Below are 19707 nucleotides of genomic sequence, written 5' to 3'. Positions count from 1 at the left end.
CCTTCCGCATATGATGCGCATCAGGCTTTCTTCCTCCACGCCAGAATCCGAAGAGAACTACCAGGCAGGGGAGCACTGCGACCTGCATAGGAATTCCGTTTCCGCTCCGGTTGAAACCGGCGCCGGCCGCCCGGCCGTCGACGAGCGCTGCGGTTACACAATATCCTTAGCGTTCCCATGACATACCAGTCGGACGCCAACACCACCGGCCAGCTTAAAACGCGCCGACCCATACTCATACCTAGCCGAATTTTAGGTCAAGCACGGCATCTCCCGAGGTCCAGGCGAGCTCCGGGTCGGGGCCCCGGTAATGGAAAAAGCCGCGTAAGGCCCTACTTGCACTGTCGAGATCCACCACAGCATCGATGGGGACAAACGCTGTGCCTGACGGTATTCGAATCTCGGTTTCCTGCGTGCCGCCAGCCGAACCGAGCATCCGCCACTCGCTCTCGTCTTGGAATCTTGCTGCGCAATGCACGAGGAAGCCCGTCGATGGGTTTCCGACAGCCTCGAACAATCCCTCATTGCGCTCCACGACGAAACGTCCCGCCGCCGCACTGTCCCAAGATGCAAGCGATGCCAGAGACGTAGTCTTCGCCCCATCAGTCGACGGCATCTCAACACCATTAACGATCCAGACATCACGGATGATTTTCCGATGACTGTCAAGAATTCCGTGGCGGATCACATTACCGATCATCACACCAATTGCACTCGCAGGGACTAGCACAGGCCAGAGTCTGGACCACGGTTCGTCGGTGCGAAAGAAAGAAACCCCCAACGCAACAACAAGCACAAGTACTATCGTCGTCCAACGAGCCGGAATGAGACCCCGGATTAGGCCGCCCGCCAGTATCCCGGCCGCGAGCAGTATGCCGATCTCCCAAGCATGTGCCCCTCCGGTCAACGAAACAGTGGAAACAAATATCCCCGCCGCAAAAACCAGTCCCGCAACCCAGAGAACCCACGCGGCCCGGAGGAAAGTAAAAAACGACGACGAGTTTTGCATATTTTCCGTATCCTCAGTCACCCATAATTGGAACTTTTATGCAATCGAGACCGCCTTCGACCGAGGCCCCAATATTCGCCGATCGCCTCAGCGCTGTTCCCTTCATGCCACGTCGAAGTCCGGACATTAGTTCACGCCACCTGAGACAAAGTACTCGACCAGGAAGGACCGCCAGGCAGATGGGCTAAGCCTCCACCTATGGCAGCAGACTAGATAAATCTCGCGAGTCCAGAAGCCACTGCGCCGAAGGCACCGATAGCGAAGACTAGTCGCCGAAGAATCCCCCATTAGCCAGAATCGCCTGGCCCATGACCGCCTGGCCGACAACGCATGCCAAGATCATCGCCGTTCCGAAGACGTACACGCCGACACGCCCACCCTTACCCATATGATGCGCATCCGGCTTTCGACCTGAGCGCCACAGACTGATAAGAACCAGCAGACAGGGAACCATCGCAATCTGCATCGGGATCCCGCTCCCGCTTCGGTTGTACTTTCCCTCATAAGGCATCCGGGTGTTCCATGGAACATTCGTAAAGACGAAAATTGCAATGCCTACACATGCCACAACGGCAATCACACAAAGAGTGTCCATGAATTTCGACGCCTTTTTTCCCAGGAGCAATTCCTCCTCGGTGAATTCGCGCCGCGGCGGATCGCTTCCTGCGTCAGATTTCACACCGTCGGTTACCATGGCGCCACCCCTGTACCTGTCTCAAAAAGTTGGCCGCTAACAGATTTCACGCTTTCAACAATAGCCCCAACATGCGCTCCCCCGTACGCAGCGAAGGAATGGGTCATCCATCCAGGATTCGGGCTTAGGTCGGAAGCCCCCGGGAAGCGGGCGGTGGCCGCGCCGGCCGAGCCGTCGAAGATTATTTCGGCCACACCGTAGTCTTTCCCCGTAATTGCGTGGTCCAAGGCGCCTCCAGTCAGCGCGCCTCCCGACGCGACACCCAATTCGGTCAACCTTGAAAGACGGCCGCTCAGAGGGCTGGCGAGATGCCCGCCCTGCGAGCCCAAGGCTCCGCTGGCGAAACCGTTTACAGCTGCTCCGACGATGCCCTCCGGTGACCACTTTTTTTGAGGATTCGTCACAAAGTACATTCCGGTGTTCCCCGCACTGCCGGATATTCCGTTGGTGACTGCAGACCTGACCATATGTTGCACCGGCAATCTCGACACATAGCTCCCCGCCCCGGCGCTGACGCGAGAAATCCCCGACGTCACGGCAGATCCGACCCGTGAACCGGCGTTCGCTATTGCGGTACCGACCCTACTAGCGCCGAAAGCAGCCGCCACGTTACCAACCGGCGCCGACGAAGCTAACGCCCTAGCCGCAAAGGCCGCGCCACCGCCAACAGCACCAGCAGCCCCACCAATAAGCGCATCGCGGCCTACGTGCCCCCAGTCGACCTCTCCCGTCGAGGCCTTCTGCATCCCAATTGACGCACCTGCACTGACCAACGCCCCAGATGCTGCACCCATCAGAACCAGCCCTACCGGGCCACCCACCCCGGTGCACATCAACGCAACACCGGCCACGATCGCTGCCCCGGCAGCGACGTACTCCCAGTTGTTCTTCCACCAGTCCCCTGCCGCGGCGAACGCTCCGCGGTTGGATCCGTCGTAGGCCTTGAGTTCGTCATCGGTCAGGGGCCGCAGGCCGGTGGGGTCGGTGGTGTTGAGGGGGTTGTTGCCGGCGTAGGCGTAGGGGTTGCCGTCCCACCCCGCCCCGAGGACGGGGGTGAGGGGGTCGGTGGAGAGGAACCCACGCGTGGCCGGGTCGTAGGCGCGGGCGCCGAGCCATTCCAGGCCCGCGATGTCCAGGCCGCCATTGCCGGTGAGGGTGATCCCGGCAGGCAGAGCGCCGGCCAGCGCTGAGACGGCACCCAGACCGGCGGCACCGGGTTCCGGCGTGCTGGCCGCTGCCGCGCCGATGACGGCCCAAGGGTCGGTCTGGTCTGTCGGGCGGGCAGCACGCCAGCCCGGCGCGGTCCAGGCGTCGCCGATCCCGGTCACGCCGCCGGGCAACGAAAGGATCTGCCCGCCGCCGATGCCGGCCAGGGTGGGAATCGGGTTGGCGGTGTCCCACCACAGCTCCGAACCATCCACGGCGGCGAGTTCGCCCAGCGCGTCCACCCACAGCTCATACCGGGAAAGCTGCCCCCCGTCGGGGTACCGGTCGGCCATGCCCTTCAGCTGCCCGGTCTGGCCCCAGGCGTATTCGGTCCAGGACCCGTCCGGGCGGATCTGCCGGGTGCGCCTGCCCAGACCGTCGTGGATGTACTCCGTCCAGGACCCGTCGGGTTCGGTCACGGACAACAACTGCCCGGCTAAGTCGTACTGATACGCCCGAGACCCACCAGGGAAAGTTTCGCGCAGGAGGCGCCCGCCGGCGTCGTACTCCCATCCCGACACAGCAACGTCCGGAGAGCCGTCCCGCGTCGTGGCGGCCGCGACCATTTGCCCGGCCCCGTCATACCTGTACCGGGTCACGGCACCGGCGCGGGTCAGGCCGGTGATCCGGCCGTCCCCGTCGCGTCCGATCAACGTCACATCAGCCGAGCCCTGATCCGTGCGGTCCGTGCGGCTGTGTTCGGCCAAAGCACCGTTGCGGTAGAGCCATTCCTGCACCAACTCCCCGGCGATGGCCGCGGTAAGCCGCCCTGACGCGTCGTGGGTGAAGACCGCTTCGCCCAGCAGCGCGTTCCTCACGGCGGTAACCCGTCCGGCGGCGTCGCGGGTGTAGCGGGTGGTCGTCCCGTGCGCGTCGGTAAAGGCGGCACGGTTCCCATCGGCGTCGTACTCCCACGACATTCCCTGGCCGCCGCGGGTGCGGGAGGTCAGCCGCCCGCACCGGTCAAAGCCGAGTTCGTGCTCCACTGCCAGCCCGTCACCGCGGGTGTGGTCGGTGATGACCACGCGGCGTCGGAGCAAGTCCCGGCTGACGGAGGCCAGGAGCTGCCCGTCCACCGAGGTCGTGGCCTCCCGCCCGGCGGCGTCGTACGTCCAGGTGGTGGTGCGCCCGTCCGGATCGGTCTGGGACAGCTGGCGCCCGGCCGGGTCATACGTCGCGGTGCTCACCCGGCCGAGCGGGTCGGTCACCGCAGCCACTTGGTCCGTTTCCGTGTAGGTCCGGGTGGTCACCCCGCCGTTCGGGTCGGTGATCCGGACCAGGCGCCCGCGGACGTCGTACTCGAACCGGGTCCTGCCGCCGACGCCGTTGACCGTCTCGGTGAGCTCCCCGGCAACGTTGTATTTAAACCGGCGGGTCCCGTACCAGGTGTCTTGGGAAAAGCTCAGCCGCCCGGCCTTGTCGTAGCCGTACCGCGAGGGACCCTGGCCGGGAGCGCGGCGGGCCAGCAGCCGGCCACAGGCGTCGTATTCGAAAGTTTCGACCTCGCCGGTGGGCAGCGTCCGGGCAATAACCCGCTGGTCGGCGTCGTACGCCAGTTCCGTGACCGCGCCGAGCGGGTCCGTGGTCCGCCAGGGCCGGCCGCACGCGTCGTACTCGTATGCAGTTACCGCGCCGGCGGGCGAGGTGACCGAGGTGATTTTCCCGGCCATGTCCCGGCCCAGAGCCGTCAGGCCGCCTTCGCCGTCGAGGAGTTCCACCGGGTTCCCAGCCGCGTCATAGGTGACCAGGTCCGCGGAGCCGTCCGCACCCTGGACCCGCGTGGGCCGCCCGTACTCGTCGAAGCTGTAGGTCGAGGAGGCGAACGCGTCCGTCAGGGTGGCCGTTCCGGCCTTGCGGTCTGTGGTGGTGTCCGTGCGGACACCGGTCGGGTCGACGACTGCGGTCAGGGCGCCGACCTTGTCGTACTCGCGCACCCAGTCGTAGCCGGCGGGGTCCGTGATCCCGACCAGCCTGGACAGCGAGTCATGGGCGAAGCCCCAGCGGGCGCCGTCCGGCAGCACCGCAGCCGTGACATTGCCGAGCTCATCGAAAACCCGCTCGATGCTGCGGCCCAACGGATCTACCGTGCGGACCAGTTCACCGTTTGCGGCGTATTCGAGTTCGGTCCGTCCCCCGTCCGGAGCGATGAACGCCGTCGTCCGCCCCGCGGAGTCGTGTTCGAAGGCCCAGACGGCGCCGTCGGGGTCCTCACGCCGCACGAGCAGCCCCGCGACGTCGTAGCAGAAGCGGGTTTTCGCCCCGGACGGGCTGATCGCCGCAACGGGGCGGCCGGCCCGGTCGCGGACGATCCTCGCGACGTCCCCGGCCGCGTTCCGGGTCGCAACCAGATCCCCGAAGCCGTTATATTCGAACTCCACCGCGACGCCCGCCGGGTCCACGACCCGGGTCAGCTGCCCCTCGCGCCATTGGAGCTCGGTGCGCCCGCCCAGCGGGTCCCGGATGACCGAGGGGTCCCGCGACACCTCATCGGCGTACTCGTACGCCACGACCGACCCGGACTCCGTCACCAGGGTGGTGATGCGGTCCTGTTCGTCCCAACCGTAGGTGAGGTCTGCGCCCTCCGGGGTCACGGTCCGGGTCTTCCGGCCCCGCGCGTCGTAGGCGTGCACCGTCACCGCCCCGTCGCGCTCGGTGAAGGCGACCAGGTTGCCGTGGCCGTCGTAGGCCATCGACTGCCGCTGGTCGTGGGAGTCGAGCACACCGACCAGCCGCCCCTTGGCATCGGCGATCCACGAGTTGGAGCGGGTACCGTTCTCATCCGAGACCACGGTGACGCGGCCCGGCAGATACGCAAACCGGGTCCGGCGTCCGTGCTGGGTTAGCTGCAGGGTGACCCTGCCGTGCTCGTCGTAGGTGTTCTCCGCTTCCAGAACCCCCGCGGCGGAATAGACCGCCTCGATCAGGCCCTGTTCGTTCCACCGGTAGGTGCGCGCCCCCAGCTCCGTCGCCACGCTAGTCAACCGGCCGCCGCCGTCGTAGCCGTACTCGACCCGGCGCCCGTCCGAGGCCCGCACCACGGCAACCCGCCCGTCCACGAACTCGACGTCGAGGAAACGGCCCCGTGTGTGTTCGAGCCTGGTCACCGGGCCGGCGCTGGCACCGGATGCGACGTCGGCCAGCCCTTCCCGGCGGACGGACACCGTCCGCCCCGGCCCCGCCCCGGCGCCGAGCCACACCCCGGCGAGGCTGTAGGCCCACCATGCGCCCTGGTTGTCCCGGACCACCAAGAGCTCGGCCGTGCCGTCAGGCAGGGAGCTCAACTCAGCAAATACGGCGGCGGTGGCCCGCTGGCGGGTGAGCCAGTAGTTCTCCCCCACCGCCCTGGCCCACCCGGAGCCCTCGCGGGGGAAGTCCACCGCGCGGCCGTCGGCCAGCACCCACCGGCAGCCCTCGTCCGAAAGAGCAAGGTGTTGATCAAGGACGGAGGCCCATCCCCGGCCGAATACCCCCGTCGTCTCCAGTCCCGACGCCAGCGAGTTGTACATCCGCGTCAGCACCAACGTGGAGGCGGCCCCGGTGAAACCCAGGTCCGTTTCCGGCTCGATGAAGTTTCCTGTGGCGGTATTGACCGGGTCGTTTGCATACCCGCTGGTCGGCATGGCGCCAGCCGCCAGCGGCGGATCAATCACCAACCCGGACCGGTTCGCACTCACCCCTGCGGCCACCAGAGCCTCATTCACCGCCGCGTCCGAGAGCGTCGAGACGCTGCCCTCCCCGCCGGCGGCAGCAAAGGCATCCGCGATGGTCACCGCCCACTTCGCGTCGTTTTCGTTGGCTCTCAGGTACTCCCGGTAAGCCCTGACAACGCCCGACGCCTCGATGCGCCCCCAGTAGCAGTTGGAGGCGAACGAGGAAAGCTGCCCCTCCAAAGTGCCAGGAGCCGAGGACACCCCCTCGTCCAGGCCACGGGAGTTCGCCGCGAAGGACCGAAGGTTCGCCGGACGCGCAGAGGACGTCCCGCCGCCGTACCCGCCGCCGGGCGGCGGGGTATCCCGGGATCCGGTGGCGGCCGCAGCCGGGGCGAATGTCGGAGCCTTGCCCGGCTGGGCGTTCGGCCGCTCTCCCTCACCGAAGATCCAGTCACCGGCCTGCTCAAGCAGGTTGCGGTCATTGTGCCGACGAACCCACTCATTGTTCTTACGCCGCCGGGCGTCCTCCTCGTGCGCGGCCCCGATCATCTGGCCAACGTAGCCGGCCACCGTCCGCAATGCCGCCGCCAACGCGTCCGCGTCGCTCCTCGCCGTGGCAGCGTTGGTCTCGAAGACTTCCGAAAAGTGTCCTTTGAAGTCCTCCTTCGCCGAGGCAACAAAGGATGCCCGCGACCCGGAATGCTCCTCAAGCCGTGACGCCGCCGACTCGAACCCCGCCCTGACGGAGTCCGCCACTGCATAACTGAACCGCCCCCCGTCAGTTGCATCCGAAGCCGGCAACAACGGCACCTCAACGAAATCGGTCACAGCCAAAGCCCCCCACTGAACAAAACTGGAATATGAAAAGCCGCTACACAGATAGGCACCCGCCCGGGAATGATCACCAGCGGCGGAAACAGCCCGGAAAGAGGCATAAGCCGGGCACGGAGCGGACCCGAACCGGCAAAGAATGCAAGGCCGCGCAAAGGCCGGGCAACCACCCGTTCACCCGAACGGCGTGGCTACCCGGCCCTCACCCGCGAAAAACCGGCTCAGGCACCGCCGCCGGCTGAGAAAATATCCTGGGAGATCTTCTGCAGCTGTCCCCGCAGCTGCTCCAGCTCGTCCTTGGCCTTATCCAGGGCAGCCTTTGTCTCCGGCCACGTCGAACCCCGGAACTCCGCCGCCAGCGGACCATCCCAGACATTCGGATCCGACAAGACCTTGCCCTGCGAATCCAGCGCAGATATCTGATCAGTGAAACCACCATTGATGATCGACTGCACCTGCGCGATCGCAGCCTTCGCTTGCTCAGTAGACAACACACGCGACATAAGAAGTTCCTCCCCAAAAGACAACCATTCGCCGCCGGCCACATGCTGGCCGAGGCCCAGACCACGCTGACGCTACCAAGACTCCGCAATAAATCCAACAAAAGAAGAAACACGGCCGGCCGATAGTGTCAATTCTGGGACACGACCCCTGACTGCAGCGCGGCGTCGAGGAACTCAAAACCGTAGTTAGTCAATTTGCAGGAGCAACCCCGTATATCCTTCTCAAGGCACCATGAACGCATTAGGGGGACGATCATGCCCGTACCAACGTTTCTTCACCCGCCCAAAGGGAACCGACGCACGGCCACGGGCCGCGCGCTGGGCACCGTCATTCTCGCCGTGGGGCTGGTCGCGACGACGTCGTGCACCAAGGCCCCCGAGTCCGCAGCGGTGTCCGACCCGGTCAAGCTCCTTCAGAGCGTGCGCGTAGGCCTGTCCCCTGCGGCTGGTGTCCAGACGATCGAGGACACCACCATTTCCGTGTCCGCGGCCGGCGAATCCTCCTCTGCGTACACCAAGTACGACGCCGCCCAGGCGGTGGGGGATCTCCCGGTCCGGGTGAGCCTGCAGTACCGCGCCGGTGACAAGTCCGGCTCCGACCTCACCGACCTCAAGGGGCATTCAGGGCCGGTCGAGATCGACCTGACGTTGGAAAACCTCACGGTCAAGCCGCAGGTCATCAAATACGACGCGGCGGGCCAGTCCCGTTCCGACACTGCTCTGGTGGGCGCACCGCTGACCATCGCGGCAGCAACCAAACTTGCCGGGGTCCGGGCCGACGACGTCACCGCCGGCTCTGCGGATGGCAAGACCGGTACCAACGGCGTCCTCAGCAGCGCCGAGGACGGCGCCACCGTGGTGCAGTGGGCCACCGTCCTGGCCCCGCCGCGGTCCGGTGCGAGCACCACGCTGCGCCTGGTCGCTGACGTCAAAGACTTCCAGGTCCCCGCATTCGACGTAGCGGTCCAGCCCGGCCTCAACACCGACCTCAGCGCCGACGGCGTCCTCGCCGACGCGTTCTCCTCCGGCGCCGGATCAGAGATGGAGCTGCAACGACGCACAATCTCGCTGGTCTCCGACGTCAACACGGTGCTGACCAAGGCCGGTTCCACGATCACCGATGTCCGGCGGAACCTGCAGGCGACCTCCCAGACCTTGGGCGTGAAGACCGCTGGCGAGCTGCGCGATAACTCGAAGGCGCTGGGCTCCACCATGGTGGACCTGAGGGGACAGCTGAAGACCCTCGGCGCCGATCTGGAGGCCGCAACGAAGTCGACGCAGTCCTCAACGGCATCCCAGCTGAAGCTGACCGTGTCGACCGTGGATGCGATGCTGGGCGACACGACGACGGTGCCCGCGACGGCCCCCATCAGCGGCGACGGCTGCACGGCCGAGGTGGCCAAGTCGGGCAAGTCGGCCACGGTCTTCTCCAGCATCCAGACCATGGCTTCGCAGCTCGACGCCTACGCGAAGGTGAGCGCCGGCTGCCGCGATACCGTGGCAGGCGCGATCGAAGCCACCATGGGCCCCGAGAATCCCACGGCCAAAGACTGCGCCGAACAGGCCTCGATGACTTGCTCGCTCTACGGTTCCGCTGTGACCGTCACCGGCGCGTTGCTGGGTCTGGTCAAGAAGGGAGACGAGCTAGTGGCGGAGCTGCAGCCGCAACTGGTCGAGGGCGCGATCAAGGATCAAGCCGCCTCCGCCGCGACTCTGGCGAAGGTGCGCGCCGATTTCGCTGCTGTGCTCGACGGCGCCGAGACCACCGAGGACTACAAGAGTGCGCTCGCCAACGTGAACGAGGCGATAAAGTCCGCCAAGGCGTCCGTCGCTGCCACCCGTGACGCGGCTGCTGCGGTCAGCAGTAGTATCGACGGCCTCCGGCAAAAGCTGGCCGACATCAAGAAGACCGCCCAGACCGCGCGGAGCGAGGTCGGCGACGGCTCGCTGCTGAACGGCTCCATGACGCAGCAAACCCAGCGGCTTGCCGATGAGCTGTGCAAAGTGGCCGACGGCAGCTCCCCCAGTGCGGGCCGGCTCTCCGCCGAGCAGGCGAAGCAACTGCGTTCCTACCTGACGTCCGTTCCGTGCGAGGCCACAGACGAAAACGGACTCCCGGTGCCGGGACTCAGGCCGCCGCTGGGGTTCAAAGACCCGCTGGGCGACCGGCTGGTGGCCCAGTCGGCGGCCTGGGACACAGTTCTGGCCGCCACCGACACCAGTGCCCCCGACGCGGTGATCGGCCGGGCACTAACCACTCTGGGCACGAGGGTCGACGACCTCGACGCCAAATTGGACGCGATCACGACGGCGACGAAGGCGCTCGACGGCGCTGCGACCGGAGACGTCGACAGCACCAAGCGCGAACTCGATGCCCTCGACACCGCGCTTGGCGGAGCGATCGAGTCCTCCGGCAGGGTCGGTTCGACGCTCGGGAAGTTGAAGGAGCAGCAGGACGGCCTCGGCGACAAGATCAAGAAGTCCCTCAGCGAAGTCTCCGCCGACACCGCCGCGGAGGTCTACAAGGCCGTGGACGACCAGGTGCGCCAGGTCGCCGAAATCGGTGACGCCGGTTCCGAGTCCGTAGTCGCGGCCTTCAACCGCTCTATCTCCGGGTTGAAGGCCACCTCGGACGAAGTGGTAGAGGACGCTAAGGGCACCGTGAACCGGCAACGGGACGAACTGCACCAGCAGAGCGACGCGCTGGCCGCGTCCCTGGACAAGAGCACGCGGACCTCGCTTGCGACCATCGCCACCAGTACCTCCGGATCCACCCGCGACGTCGAGGGCGCCAGGGCCCTCCTGTCCTCCAGCCTGAACAAAGTAATGCTTGATCTCGGCGATCGCTCGGTGAACGGCTCCGGCCTGCTGGGCTCCATGGCGACAAGCGCCGCCAAAGCCGACACCGCTGATTATCAGCTGGCACTGGCATCGCAGAACGCTGAGGGCTACGCCAATATCCGCTCTCGGGATGTGGCGGGGCTGCTGCTGCGCCAAGCGCAGTTCAAAGCCTCACTCGCCGCGGTCGACGAACTGCCGCCGTTCCATCTCGCGGTACCAGCCGGCGCCACGGCGCAAACCCTGTACACCTTGAAGATCGGCGGCGAAGCATGAGCCCCCGTGCCCGGCTCACAACCCTGCTCGCTGCCGGTGCCGCCGTCGTCCTTATGGCGTCGCTCGCCGTCATCATCACTCTGAGCCGGACCAGTGACGCACCGCGGCCGGATCCGGTAGCCGCGACGGTCCCCGTGGCGCTGAAGGCGGAGGGCCTGCCGAAGGACTTCTCCCTCGGCGTCGTCCTCACGCTGGGCCGGTCCGGCGAACCGGGTTCCGCGTACAACCAGGCGGCACAGGGCACTGTCGTCGCCGCACAGCGCTTTTCCCGGGGAGGCGCTGACGTCGCCCTCTCCGCCCAGAACGACCAAGGCACGGACGGCGGCGCGCGCGCCGCCGTGCAGACCCTCGCCAAACAGGGAGTCTCCGGGATTATCGTCGCGACCACGGGTTCCCAGGCCCGGGCTGCGGCCAAGACCGCCGAGGATATTGGCCTGCCGGTGATCCTTCCCTACGCCGAACCGTCGAATCCCGGTCAGGCCACCTGGACGACGGGCCCCTCCGGCTCGTCCGTGCAAGCCGCCCTTCGAGCGGCGCTGAGCGGCAAGAAGAGGGTGTTGCTGGTCAACGACGGCGGCGGGAGCCACACCTCCGTCGGGATCTCGCAGACCCTGAACCTCGCCGACTTCAACGAGGTGCGCGATCTGGCCCAGGAAGCCGCCGTCCGGACCGGTGACCAGCTGCGCCCGCCGACGAAAGATGCCCCCGCGGGCACGGCATCCATAAAGGTAGCCAACCCCGCGGACGCCGTGGTGGTCTCAGCCGCCACCCCGCAGCGGTTAGCCCGGCTGGTCCAGGCCCTGCAGGCGCGCGACGTGTCCGTACCCGTGATCATGCCCGACGGCGCCACAGCCCCGGCTTTCGCTTCGACGCTCGCCGAACTCGACGGCGCCGCTTCCGGGCAGCTGGTCAGCATAGCCTCGGCCGGAGGAGACGCCACCGCTCTCCAGCAGGACGCCCAGGGGCGCGGAATGTCCGCGTTCCTGTCCGCCGTGCGGCTGGCGTCCGTGGACCCGGAGGTCATGAACTTGACTAACGACGCCCCGTTCTCCGTCGACGCCTGGGCCGCGGATGCACGCAGCCACGACGCCATCGTGGCTTTCGTCCGAGCGGCCGCATCGGCCCGAAGCGGCGACCCCGCCAAGGTCGGAGCGGCACTTCGCACCATGGCGTTCGGCCCTGCTGACGGCCTTGCGGGTCCGGCCCTGGACTTCTCCCGCCCCACTGCGCTCACGGCGGAAGCCATCCCGGTCTACGCGTCCCAGCAGGATCTGGGGCTCCGCCCGCAGAATGAGGATGCTCCTCGGCTCGTCTGGGTGCCGACGCCGGCGAATCCCTAACCACGCTGCCCCCGCCCACTACGGGCGAACGGGTCACCATCTCACCACAGAAGGAGCGCCGCGGTGCGTGTGCTGATCGACCTGGACGAACGCCGTTTTGAGTGCGAAGTGGCTCAGGCCGCGCCGGCTACCACACTGGCGGACTTCGTGGCGGCCGCGGGCGGCCCGCGGCTGGCCCCTGAGGAGACAGTGTTCCTCAACGAGGCCGAGGTGCGTGGATCGACGCCTTTCTCCGAGCTGATCATCTTGGAAGGCAGCCGGGTCTCGCGGGCGCCCTGGCAGACCCCGGAGAGGGTGCGCGGCTGGAGCCTGACGTTCGCCGGCGGCGAGCAAGCCGGCGCCGTGGTCGACATGCCGCAAGGCCGTGAGATGCTCATCGGCCGATCGCCGCACGCCGATTTGAGCCTTCCCACCGAGAGCGCGTCCTGGGACCACTGCCGCCTGCGCCGCGAGGAAGACGGGGTGCGGGTAATTGATAGCGGCTCCACCAACGGCACCCTCGTCAACGGCCAGCAAGTTGGCGAGGACGGGGTTGTGGTCACCGAAACCGCCACGATCACGGCCGGCGGCACGGTGCTTCTTTTGCGCCGGTCCCTGGAGGAGACGCCGGCTCCGGCGCCCGGCAGCTTGCACAACCTCACACCGGCGGGGACCGCACCCTTCAACCGGCCACCCCGCCCCGGACGGGCCCCGGCGGGCGAGCCTCTCGTTCCGCCGAGCCGGAAGGAAGTCCCGCCGGCCAGCAAGTTCAGCTACATTTCGGTGGTGGCGCCCCTGGTGATGGCGGCGGCGATGGTCCTGATCCTGCGGGACCTGCGCTTCGCGATGTTCGCCCTGCTGAGCCCCGTTATGGCCGTCGGCATGTGGTTCGAGCAAAAGCGCCGACATGCCCGCGGGCTCAAAGAAGAAGACGAACGCTTCGCCGGCGCACTCGAGGAGTTCGAACAGCAGGTCCGTGCCGCTGCCGCGGCGGAGACCGCCCGTCGGCATCGCATGATCCCGGATCCGGCGACGGTTGCACGACGCCCGGCTTTGCCTGCCACATCCTTGTGGCAGCGCCGCGCGGACGCGGATGACTTTCTGGCCCTGCACGCCGGCACAGGTGATGTCCCCTGGCAGCCTGAGGTGGACCGAGCGGCCGGCGCCCGACTGGACGAGAAGGTAAAGGACTCGCTTGCCGCAGCGCGGCTGCAGGCTGCCCCTGTGCTTGTGGACCTGACCGACGCCGGGGTGGTGGGCATTGTGGGCCCGAGGGAGGGGGCTCTGGCGCTTGCGCGATCCCTCCTGACCCAGGCCGCAGTGCACGTGGGTCCCGCGGATCTGACCGTCGGGGTATTCTGCGACGCAGGGCGCGCCGACGAGTGGGAGTGGGCCTCGTGGCTGCCGCACACCCGCCAGGCCGGCAGCAGTACCGGCGAGCGCTGGATGTCGGCGCACCGTGAGACCAGCGTTGCCATATTGCGTGCGCTCAAAGACGACGTGCAGGAGCTCCCCACACCCGCGCTGCTGGTTGTGCTGGATTCCGAGGTGCTCACGGAGGGCCGGGACGCACCGGCCCGCGCGCTGCTCGGGACGGGCCGCTCGACGCCCGGGGTCCACACCAGTGCGCAGCAGCGCCCGTCCCGGGTGGCCGGCATCGTCATTGCAACCTCCGAGGAGCAGTTGCCGGCAGCCTGTACGTCGATCATCACGGTGGGTACGGACGCTGCAGCCACGGTCTACCAGCCCGAGGACCTGACCCGCGTTGAGGACGTCATTCTGGCCGGCCTGGACCAGGAGGCGGCCCTGCGCTGCGCCATGCGGGTTGCACATTTCGAGGATCCGGAGCTGAGCGTTCCCGGCGCCTCGCTGCCCTCGCTGGTGCGGCTGCCCGGACTCCTTGGCTTCGACCTCCCCGATCCGGCCACAATCCGTCGCCTGTGGCAGTCCCCCACCGGCGTGTCCACGCCGATCGGCACCGGCGAGGCCGGCACCCTGACCTTGGACCTGGTCAAGGATGGACCGCACGGCCTGGTCGGCGGCACCACCGGTTCCGGCAAGTCCGAATTCCTCCGCTCGCTCGTGGCCGGCCTCGCGGCACGCAACGATCCGACCCGGTTGAACTTCATCCTCGTCGACTTCAAGGGCGGCGCCGCCTTCAAGGCCTGCGAACGCCTGCCGCACACGATCGGCACTATTTCCAACCTGGACGAACAGCTCGCGGACCGGGCCCTCCGTGCGCTGGAGGCGGAGATGGAGCGGCGCCAGCGGATCTTCGCCGCAGCCGGCGAGGGCATCGACAACCTGGACGCCTACCTGGCGACGAACCCGGCTGAGCCCATGCCGAGGCTGCTGCTGGTGATCGACGAGTTTGCCATGCTGGCCAAGGACTTTCCGGACGTGCTCAAGGCACTCGTGAGCGTAGGCGCCGTCGGCCGGACCTTGGGGGTGCACATGATCCTGGCAACACAGCGCCCGGCGGGAGTCGTCAGTGACGACATCCTCGCGAATACGAACCTCCGGGTGGCCTTGCGCGTGCAAAGCCGCGACGATTCCACCAATGTCATCGGTGTACCCGCCGCGTCGGCGATTGGCCGGGCCCAGATGGGCCGCGCCTTCGTGAAACTGGGCCAGGACGAGATCACTCCGGTGCAGACTGCCCTCGTGACCGGGCAGGCGCAGCTCGGCGGCGGGCCAGCCGTGGACGTGCGGGAGATACGCCAGTTCGGCGTCCCGGCGCCCGCCCCTAGGCCGCGTGCTGCGGCAGCGGACGGGAACGACCTGGACCTGCTCATCGATGCGATTGTCGTGGCCAATGCCGAGGCAGGCTACGCCCCGCCACGGCAGGTCTGGCCCGAGGCCTTGGGCGAACGGGTAGAGCTGGACGGGTTCCTGGCGCCAACGGACGCCGCCCACCGCGAAGCACCGGCCGATTCACCCCTGCAACGTGAACTCCCTGCTTTGCCGAAGGCGGGTGCCGTCCAAGGCTCCTCGGTTCTGGTGGCCGTCGTGGACGAACCGGAACTGCAGCGCCAGTCCGCGGCTGGGTGGGACCTATCCGTCGGGAACCTGATGCTCATGGGCGTGGCCGGCTCCGGCACAAGCACGGCGCTTGCATCGATCGCACTGACCCTCGCGAAGGACATCGATCCGTCCGAGCTGGACCTGATGATCCTCGACATGGGCTCCCGCGAATTGGAACCGCTGGCTGCGCTGCCGCACACGGCGGCTTATGTGGGAACCGGCGCCGGCGCCAAGGAACAGCAGGCCCGCTTCCTGCGGCACCTGAGTACCGAGTTGGAGAGCCGCCGCGCGAATCCGGGCCGGCACCGCCGCGCCGTGCTGCTGGTGGACGGGCTGGCCTCGCTGCGCGATGAGTTCCAGGACTTTGAGGGCCAGCAGCTGCTGGCGCTGTTGTTCCGCGCCTATGCGGACGGTCCGGCGTTGGGGCTGTCCTTCGCGGTCACCACCACACGCGCCAAGGCGGTGCCCTCGGCCATGAACGAGGTGACGCTGCAGAGGTGGCTCTTCCGGCTGGCGGACGCCTACGACTACTCCTCGCTGGGTGTCCGCGGCAAGGAAATCCCCGCTCCGCTTCCCGGCCGCTGCGTGGATCCGCGCACCTCGCTGCAGATGCACGTGGCGACTCCGGGCATCGGCGTCGAGGCCGCAGTGGAACTCGTACGGCACCGCTGGGCCGATGCGCCGGCTAAGTCGCAGGCCATCCGGCGTCTGCCCGCCAGCGTCACGTTGCCGGAGCTGGGCGTGGAACCCCGCCTGGATGCCGAGCCGTGGCACGTCCCGGTGGGGATGCAGGAGGCGGACCTCTCCCCGGCGTTCCTCGAGATCTACGAGGGTGAGCATGCTTTGGTCGCCGGGCCCGCCCGTTCGGGTAAGTCCACCCTCCTGCTCGCCATTGCGGCAGCCGTCCGCGGCGCCGCCACAGCTCGTGGCCCGGCGCAGGTGTGGGCCATCTGTGACCGCCGCTCGCCGCTGGCTTCTTCGGACTTCGACCGGGTCGCTGTGGGCGCTGACGAGGTACCCGCGCTGGTGGCCTCGCTCCGGCTGGAGCGGGGCGCGGTATTCCTGCTGATTGACGACGCCGAGCGCTTCGAGGACGCTGATCAATCCATCGCGGGCATTGTGTCATCCGGGCAGCCAGGCCTGTGCGTCATCGCCGCCGGACGGGCAGCAGACCTGCGCGGGCTCTACAGCCACTGGACCAAGACGGTCCGCAAGTCCCGGCTGGGCGTCCTTCTGCAGCCGGACGTGAATTACGACGGCGAACTGCTGGGTGCGACGCTCCCGCGGCGGTCCCCCGTTGCCATGACCGCCGGGCGCGGCTATCTGGGGGTGGGCGGCCAGATGTCCCTGATCCAGTCCATCAGCACCGGGGATTGACCCGGCGGGCGGCAGCCCGTGAACATGAACCAGCCGCCCGGAGCGGGAACCAGATCGACAGCGTTGGAGAATACGGAATGCAATTCGCACAGACGGGTCAGGCGCTGGGAGCGTCCTACCGATTCGGCGATCGGGTGGGCTCGGGTGCCGTCGGCGAAGTCTGGACGGTCACTTCGGCTGACGGCGCGACCTTTGCCGCCAAGGTCCTGCGTCCCGAGCACGCCGACGATCCCTCGCTCGTGGAACGCTTCGTCCGGGAGCGGTCCGTGCTCCTCGGGCTGCAGGACTCTCACATCGTCACGGTCCGGGACATGGTGGTGGAAGGCTCCCGCTTGGCCATCGTGATGGACTATGTAGCCGGCGGCTCGCTCCGGGACGTGGTGCAGGCGACCGGCCCCCTGCGCCCGGCGGACGCGCTCACGGTGGCGGCCGAGGTTTACGATGCGCTGGCCTTGGCACACTCCCGCGGCGTCACCCACCGGGATATCAAGCCGGACAACGTGCTCCTCGCCCGCCCCTGGGCCGAGTGGGGTCCGGGAGACGTGCGGGTCTCGGACTTCGGCATAGCCGACGTGGTGGGCGAGAGGATCCGACAGACCACAGGCTTGATCGGCACACCGCAGTACATGCCGCCCGAACTTATCAGCCAAGGCCGCTCAGGCCCGCCAGGCGATGTGTACTCCACCGGCGTGCTGCTCTACGAACTCCTCGCCGGGCGGACCCCCTTCGCTGGACCCGGGACAGACTTCAGCGTCGCCTACCGCCATGTGTCGTCTCGCCCGCCTCGGATTCCGGTGGCAGACCCGCTCTGGCAGATACTGGACGCATTACTCTCGAAGGAACCCGACCAACGCCCGACGGCGCGCGAGGCCGCCGCTACCCTTCGGCGACTCCTCCCCTCAGTAGACGGTGCAGAAGCCATGGCCCGCTCCGAGGCGCCGGAGGACTTCACCGACGTCGAACGCCCCGCCACTGTTGTCCGCGGCGCCTTCTCGGATTCGGAGCTCGAGGCCTTCGCCGCGGCACCGGCAGCGGACGCCGGCCAGGACGCCCCGGAGCTGGGCGAGGCGGGCAGCGCAACGATCGTCCGTTCCATTCCGCGCCGCGAAGTCCCAACGACACCGGACGTCAGGTCTGAAGACGGCACGGACACCGTTCCGTTCTGGCGGACCCGGAAGGCAATGATTCTTGCCGGTTCCGCAGCGCTCCTGCTGGTGGCCATGGTGGGAGGCTTCGCGGTGCTTGCCCCCGCGGACCAGCCACAGGCCAACGGCGGCGCCGGCGCCCAGCTGAGCACGCAACTTCAGGGCACAGCCCTGCCGACCGGCCTGACAATCTCGCGGGCCGCAAGCTACGAGCCGTCTTCCGGTCAGGTCCGCCTGACCATTACCTACTCCGCGCAGAAGGCGCCACTGTCGGGTGAGTTCCTTGAGATAGTCCCGGGTCTGGTCGCCGGCGAAGCGTGCCCGGCGGTCACTTGGAGCGGTGCCTCGGTGAGCCGGAACCAGGCCTCGCTGACCGGTCTCGACGTCGAGTGCGGCTGGCGGCTTTCCGGGTTGAAGATCCCGGCGGGAGGACGAGCCGAGGTGACCGCCACAGTGCCTGTCTCGCCCGGGGACCAGAAGTCGTTCGACGCATGGCTGCGTGCCGGTTCGGAGGCGACAACGGCCGCGACTCAGGACCCGGCCGTCAAGGGCACCTCCTATCCGGTCCAGCGCCTGACGGGGGTCGAAGTGCACACTCCTACGCGGGTCGTCACGCCGAGCCCGCTCCGGATCACGTTGGTGCCGGTGTGGGCCAGCGGCGCCGATGAGCTGAACCCGCTGTACGTCAGCCCCGCTTCGGGGAAACCGTCGCAGATGCTGGATTCCGTGTCCGACGGCGAAAAGGGTCTGAGATTCTCCGACGGCTGCGGCGGGGCCCTGGCAGTCGACAGCTCCGGGCTCACCGTAACGGCCCTTCAAATCACACCTCAGTGCACGGTGCGCGCCAGTGTCGGGAATTTCACCGAGCTTCAGTCCCCGAGCTTCGCAATCACGTCCCGCGAGAACTCGTAGGCTCTTTAGCCGGACGGGTCGGGTCGCGTTCACCGGCCGACAGCCGACTTACTCCCTGGGCGCGCCCGGACATAAGCCAGGGCCGACGACTACGCTGGCCCACCCATGAACCGCACAAAGCGATCGAGCACGTCCGGCCAACCGGCCGCATACTCGGCGCGGGTGGTTGCCGGCTCCTTAGCCCCTTCCCATCCCCCGTGGACGACGCGGACCTCAGTGCCATCCTCCACCGCACGGAAAGCAACCCTCAGTTCAGTGGACCACAGGGCTTGGGATCCCGGGTGCCAACTTGCGTGGAAGGACAGTGGTGGCTGCCAGTCATCGATGGACCCCCAGATGGCGGTCCGGCCGTCGTCTGCGGTCTCAAGAATGAGGTTCTCTTCGAACTCCACGTAGGAGCCCTGCCCGTAGACACTGTGACCCTCGAGCGGCCACCAGAGGTGCGTGTGCTCGGTAAAGCCCATAAAGGCCCTCGCGACGGCGCCCGGGACGACGACAGTACACACCACCGGTTCCAGGGCGTCCTCCCCGCCGGGCTCCGGGGCGGCTGCGGGGTGACTGAAGAGATTGTCCATGGTCATCAACTCTACAAGGGGCCGCACGCCAGGTATTCCCGCCCCTACCTGATGCTCCCTCACCTCTGACCGATTCCGACGGCCCTAATGCGGTGCGCGTGTGGCGCGGGTTGCGCGGGAGGATTCCCGCTATAGGCGCAGGTTGCGCGGGAGCGTTGGTGACGTCCCTGCCGGTGCTGCGGGAGGATCGGCGGTGCGCGGGCCGCTGCTGAGGGAGGGTACGTGGCGGGTGGTTTGGGGGTTAAAGGGGGAGAGCCTCCAACCTGGTGGTTGGAGGCTCTCGACCTAATGTATGTCCGGCGGTGACCTACTCTCCCACACCCTCCCGGGTGCAGTACCATCGGCGCT

The 19707-nt window shown here is 67.4% G+C and carries 9 protein-coding genes; 4 read left to right on the top strand and 5 right to left on the bottom strand.

Translation table 11 applies throughout. The features are described 5' to 3' along the window. Nucleotides 1-241: 241 nt before the first annotated feature. From HNO80_RS06025 to HNO80_RS06010, 4 genes are all read right to left on the bottom strand, one after another. Nucleotides 242-1030 carry a hypothetical protein gene (locus HNO80_RS06025; RefSeq protein ID WP_175321942.1) on the bottom strand — a complete coding sequence of 263 codons (789 nt, stop codon included), beginning with the start codon at nt 1028-1030 and terminating at the stop codon, nt 242-244. Nucleotides 1031-1274: 244 nt separating this feature from the next. Further along, on the bottom strand, nt 1275-1703 hold the full coding sequence (locus HNO80_RS06020) for a hypothetical protein (protein WP_175321941.1): 429 nt from the start codon (nt 1701-1703) through the stop codon (nt 1275-1277). Then, a complete protein-coding gene (locus HNO80_RS06015; protein WP_175321940.1) occupies nt 1697-7315 on the bottom strand; it encodes a DUF6531 domain-containing protein in 5619 nt (1872 codons plus the stop codon). Before HNO80_RS06015 ends, HNO80_RS06020 begins: the two co-directional genes overlap by 7 nt. A gap of 296 nt (nt 7316-7611) precedes the next feature. Next, complete coding sequence (locus HNO80_RS06010) at nt 7612-7893, bottom strand: pyrophosphorylase (protein ID WP_175321939.1); 282 nt, start codon at nt 7891-7893, stop codon at nt 7612-7614. 255 nt (nt 7894-8148) lie between these two features. On the opposite strand from HNO80_RS06010, the gene HNO80_RS06005 reads away from it, so the two are divergent. The 4 genes from HNO80_RS06005 (at nt 8149) to HNO80_RS05990 (ending at nt 18784) form a co-directional block, all read left to right on the top strand. Beyond that, on the top strand, nt 8149-11007 hold the full coding sequence (locus tag HNO80_RS06005) for a hypothetical protein (RefSeq protein ID WP_175321938.1): 2859 nt from the start codon (nt 8149-8151) through the stop codon (nt 11005-11007). Further along, nucleotides 11004-12347, top strand: coding sequence for a type 1 periplasmic-binding domain-containing protein (locus tag HNO80_RS06000; protein WP_175321937.1), 1344 nt, complete (start codon nt 11004-11006; stop codon nt 12345-12347). Before HNO80_RS06005 ends, HNO80_RS06000 begins: the two co-directional genes overlap by 4 nt. Nucleotides 12348-12410: 63 nt before the next feature. Next, nucleotides 12411-16727 carry a type VII secretion EssC family protein gene (locus tag HNO80_RS05995; protein WP_175321936.1) on the top strand — a complete coding sequence of 1439 codons (4317 nt, stop codon included), beginning with the start codon at nt 12411-12413 and terminating at the stop codon, nt 16725-16727. Nucleotides 16728-16804: 77 nt separating this feature from the next. Further along, nucleotides 16805-18784: a serine/threonine-protein kinase gene (locus HNO80_RS05990; protein WP_175321935.1), complete on the top strand. Its 1980-nt coding sequence runs from the start codon at nt 16805-16807 to the stop codon at nt 18782-18784. An 89-nt stretch (nt 18785-18873) separates the two neighbouring features. Here HNO80_RS05990 and HNO80_RS05985 read toward each other — a convergent pair whose 3' ends face one another. Continuing rightward, on the bottom strand, nt 18874-19359 hold the full coding sequence (locus HNO80_RS05985; RefSeq protein ID WP_175321934.1) for an SRPBCC domain-containing protein: 486 nt from the start codon (nt 19357-19359) through the stop codon (nt 18874-18876). Nucleotides 19360-19707 lie beyond the last annotated feature (348 nt).

Origin of the sequence: Arthrobacter sp. C9C5 (assembly GCF_013359735.1) — a bacterium.
Taxonomy (GTDB): domain Bacteria; phylum Actinomycetota; class Actinomycetes; order Actinomycetales; family Micrococcaceae; genus Arthrobacter.
This window is presented reverse-complemented; position numbering and strand designations above follow the sequence as displayed.

Excerpts from the sequence above, each read along its gene's own strand:
- HNO80_RS06005 (WP_175321938.1), top strand. The coding sequence starts at position 8,149 with ATGCCCGTACCAACGTTTCTTCACCCGCCCAAAGGGAACCGACGCACG.
- HNO80_RS06020 (WP_175321941.1), bottom strand. The coding sequence starts at position 1,703 with ATGGTAACCGACGGTGTGAAATCTGACGCAGGAAGCGATCCGCCGCGG.
- HNO80_RS06010 (WP_175321939.1), bottom strand. The coding sequence starts at position 7,893 with ATGTCGCGTGTGTTGTCTACTGAGCAAGCGAAGGCTGCGATCGCGCAG.
- HNO80_RS05990 (WP_175321935.1), top strand. The coding sequence starts at position 16,805 with ATGCAATTCGCACAGACGGGTCAGGCGCTGGGAGCGTCCTACCGATTC.
- HNO80_RS06000 (WP_175321937.1), top strand. The coding sequence starts at position 11,004 with ATGAGCCCCCGTGCCCGGCTCACAACCCTGCTCGCTGCCGGTGCCGCC.
- HNO80_RS05985 (WP_175321934.1), bottom strand. The coding sequence starts at position 19,359 with ATGGACAATCTCTTCAGTCACCCCGCAGCCGCCCCGGAGCCCGGCGGG.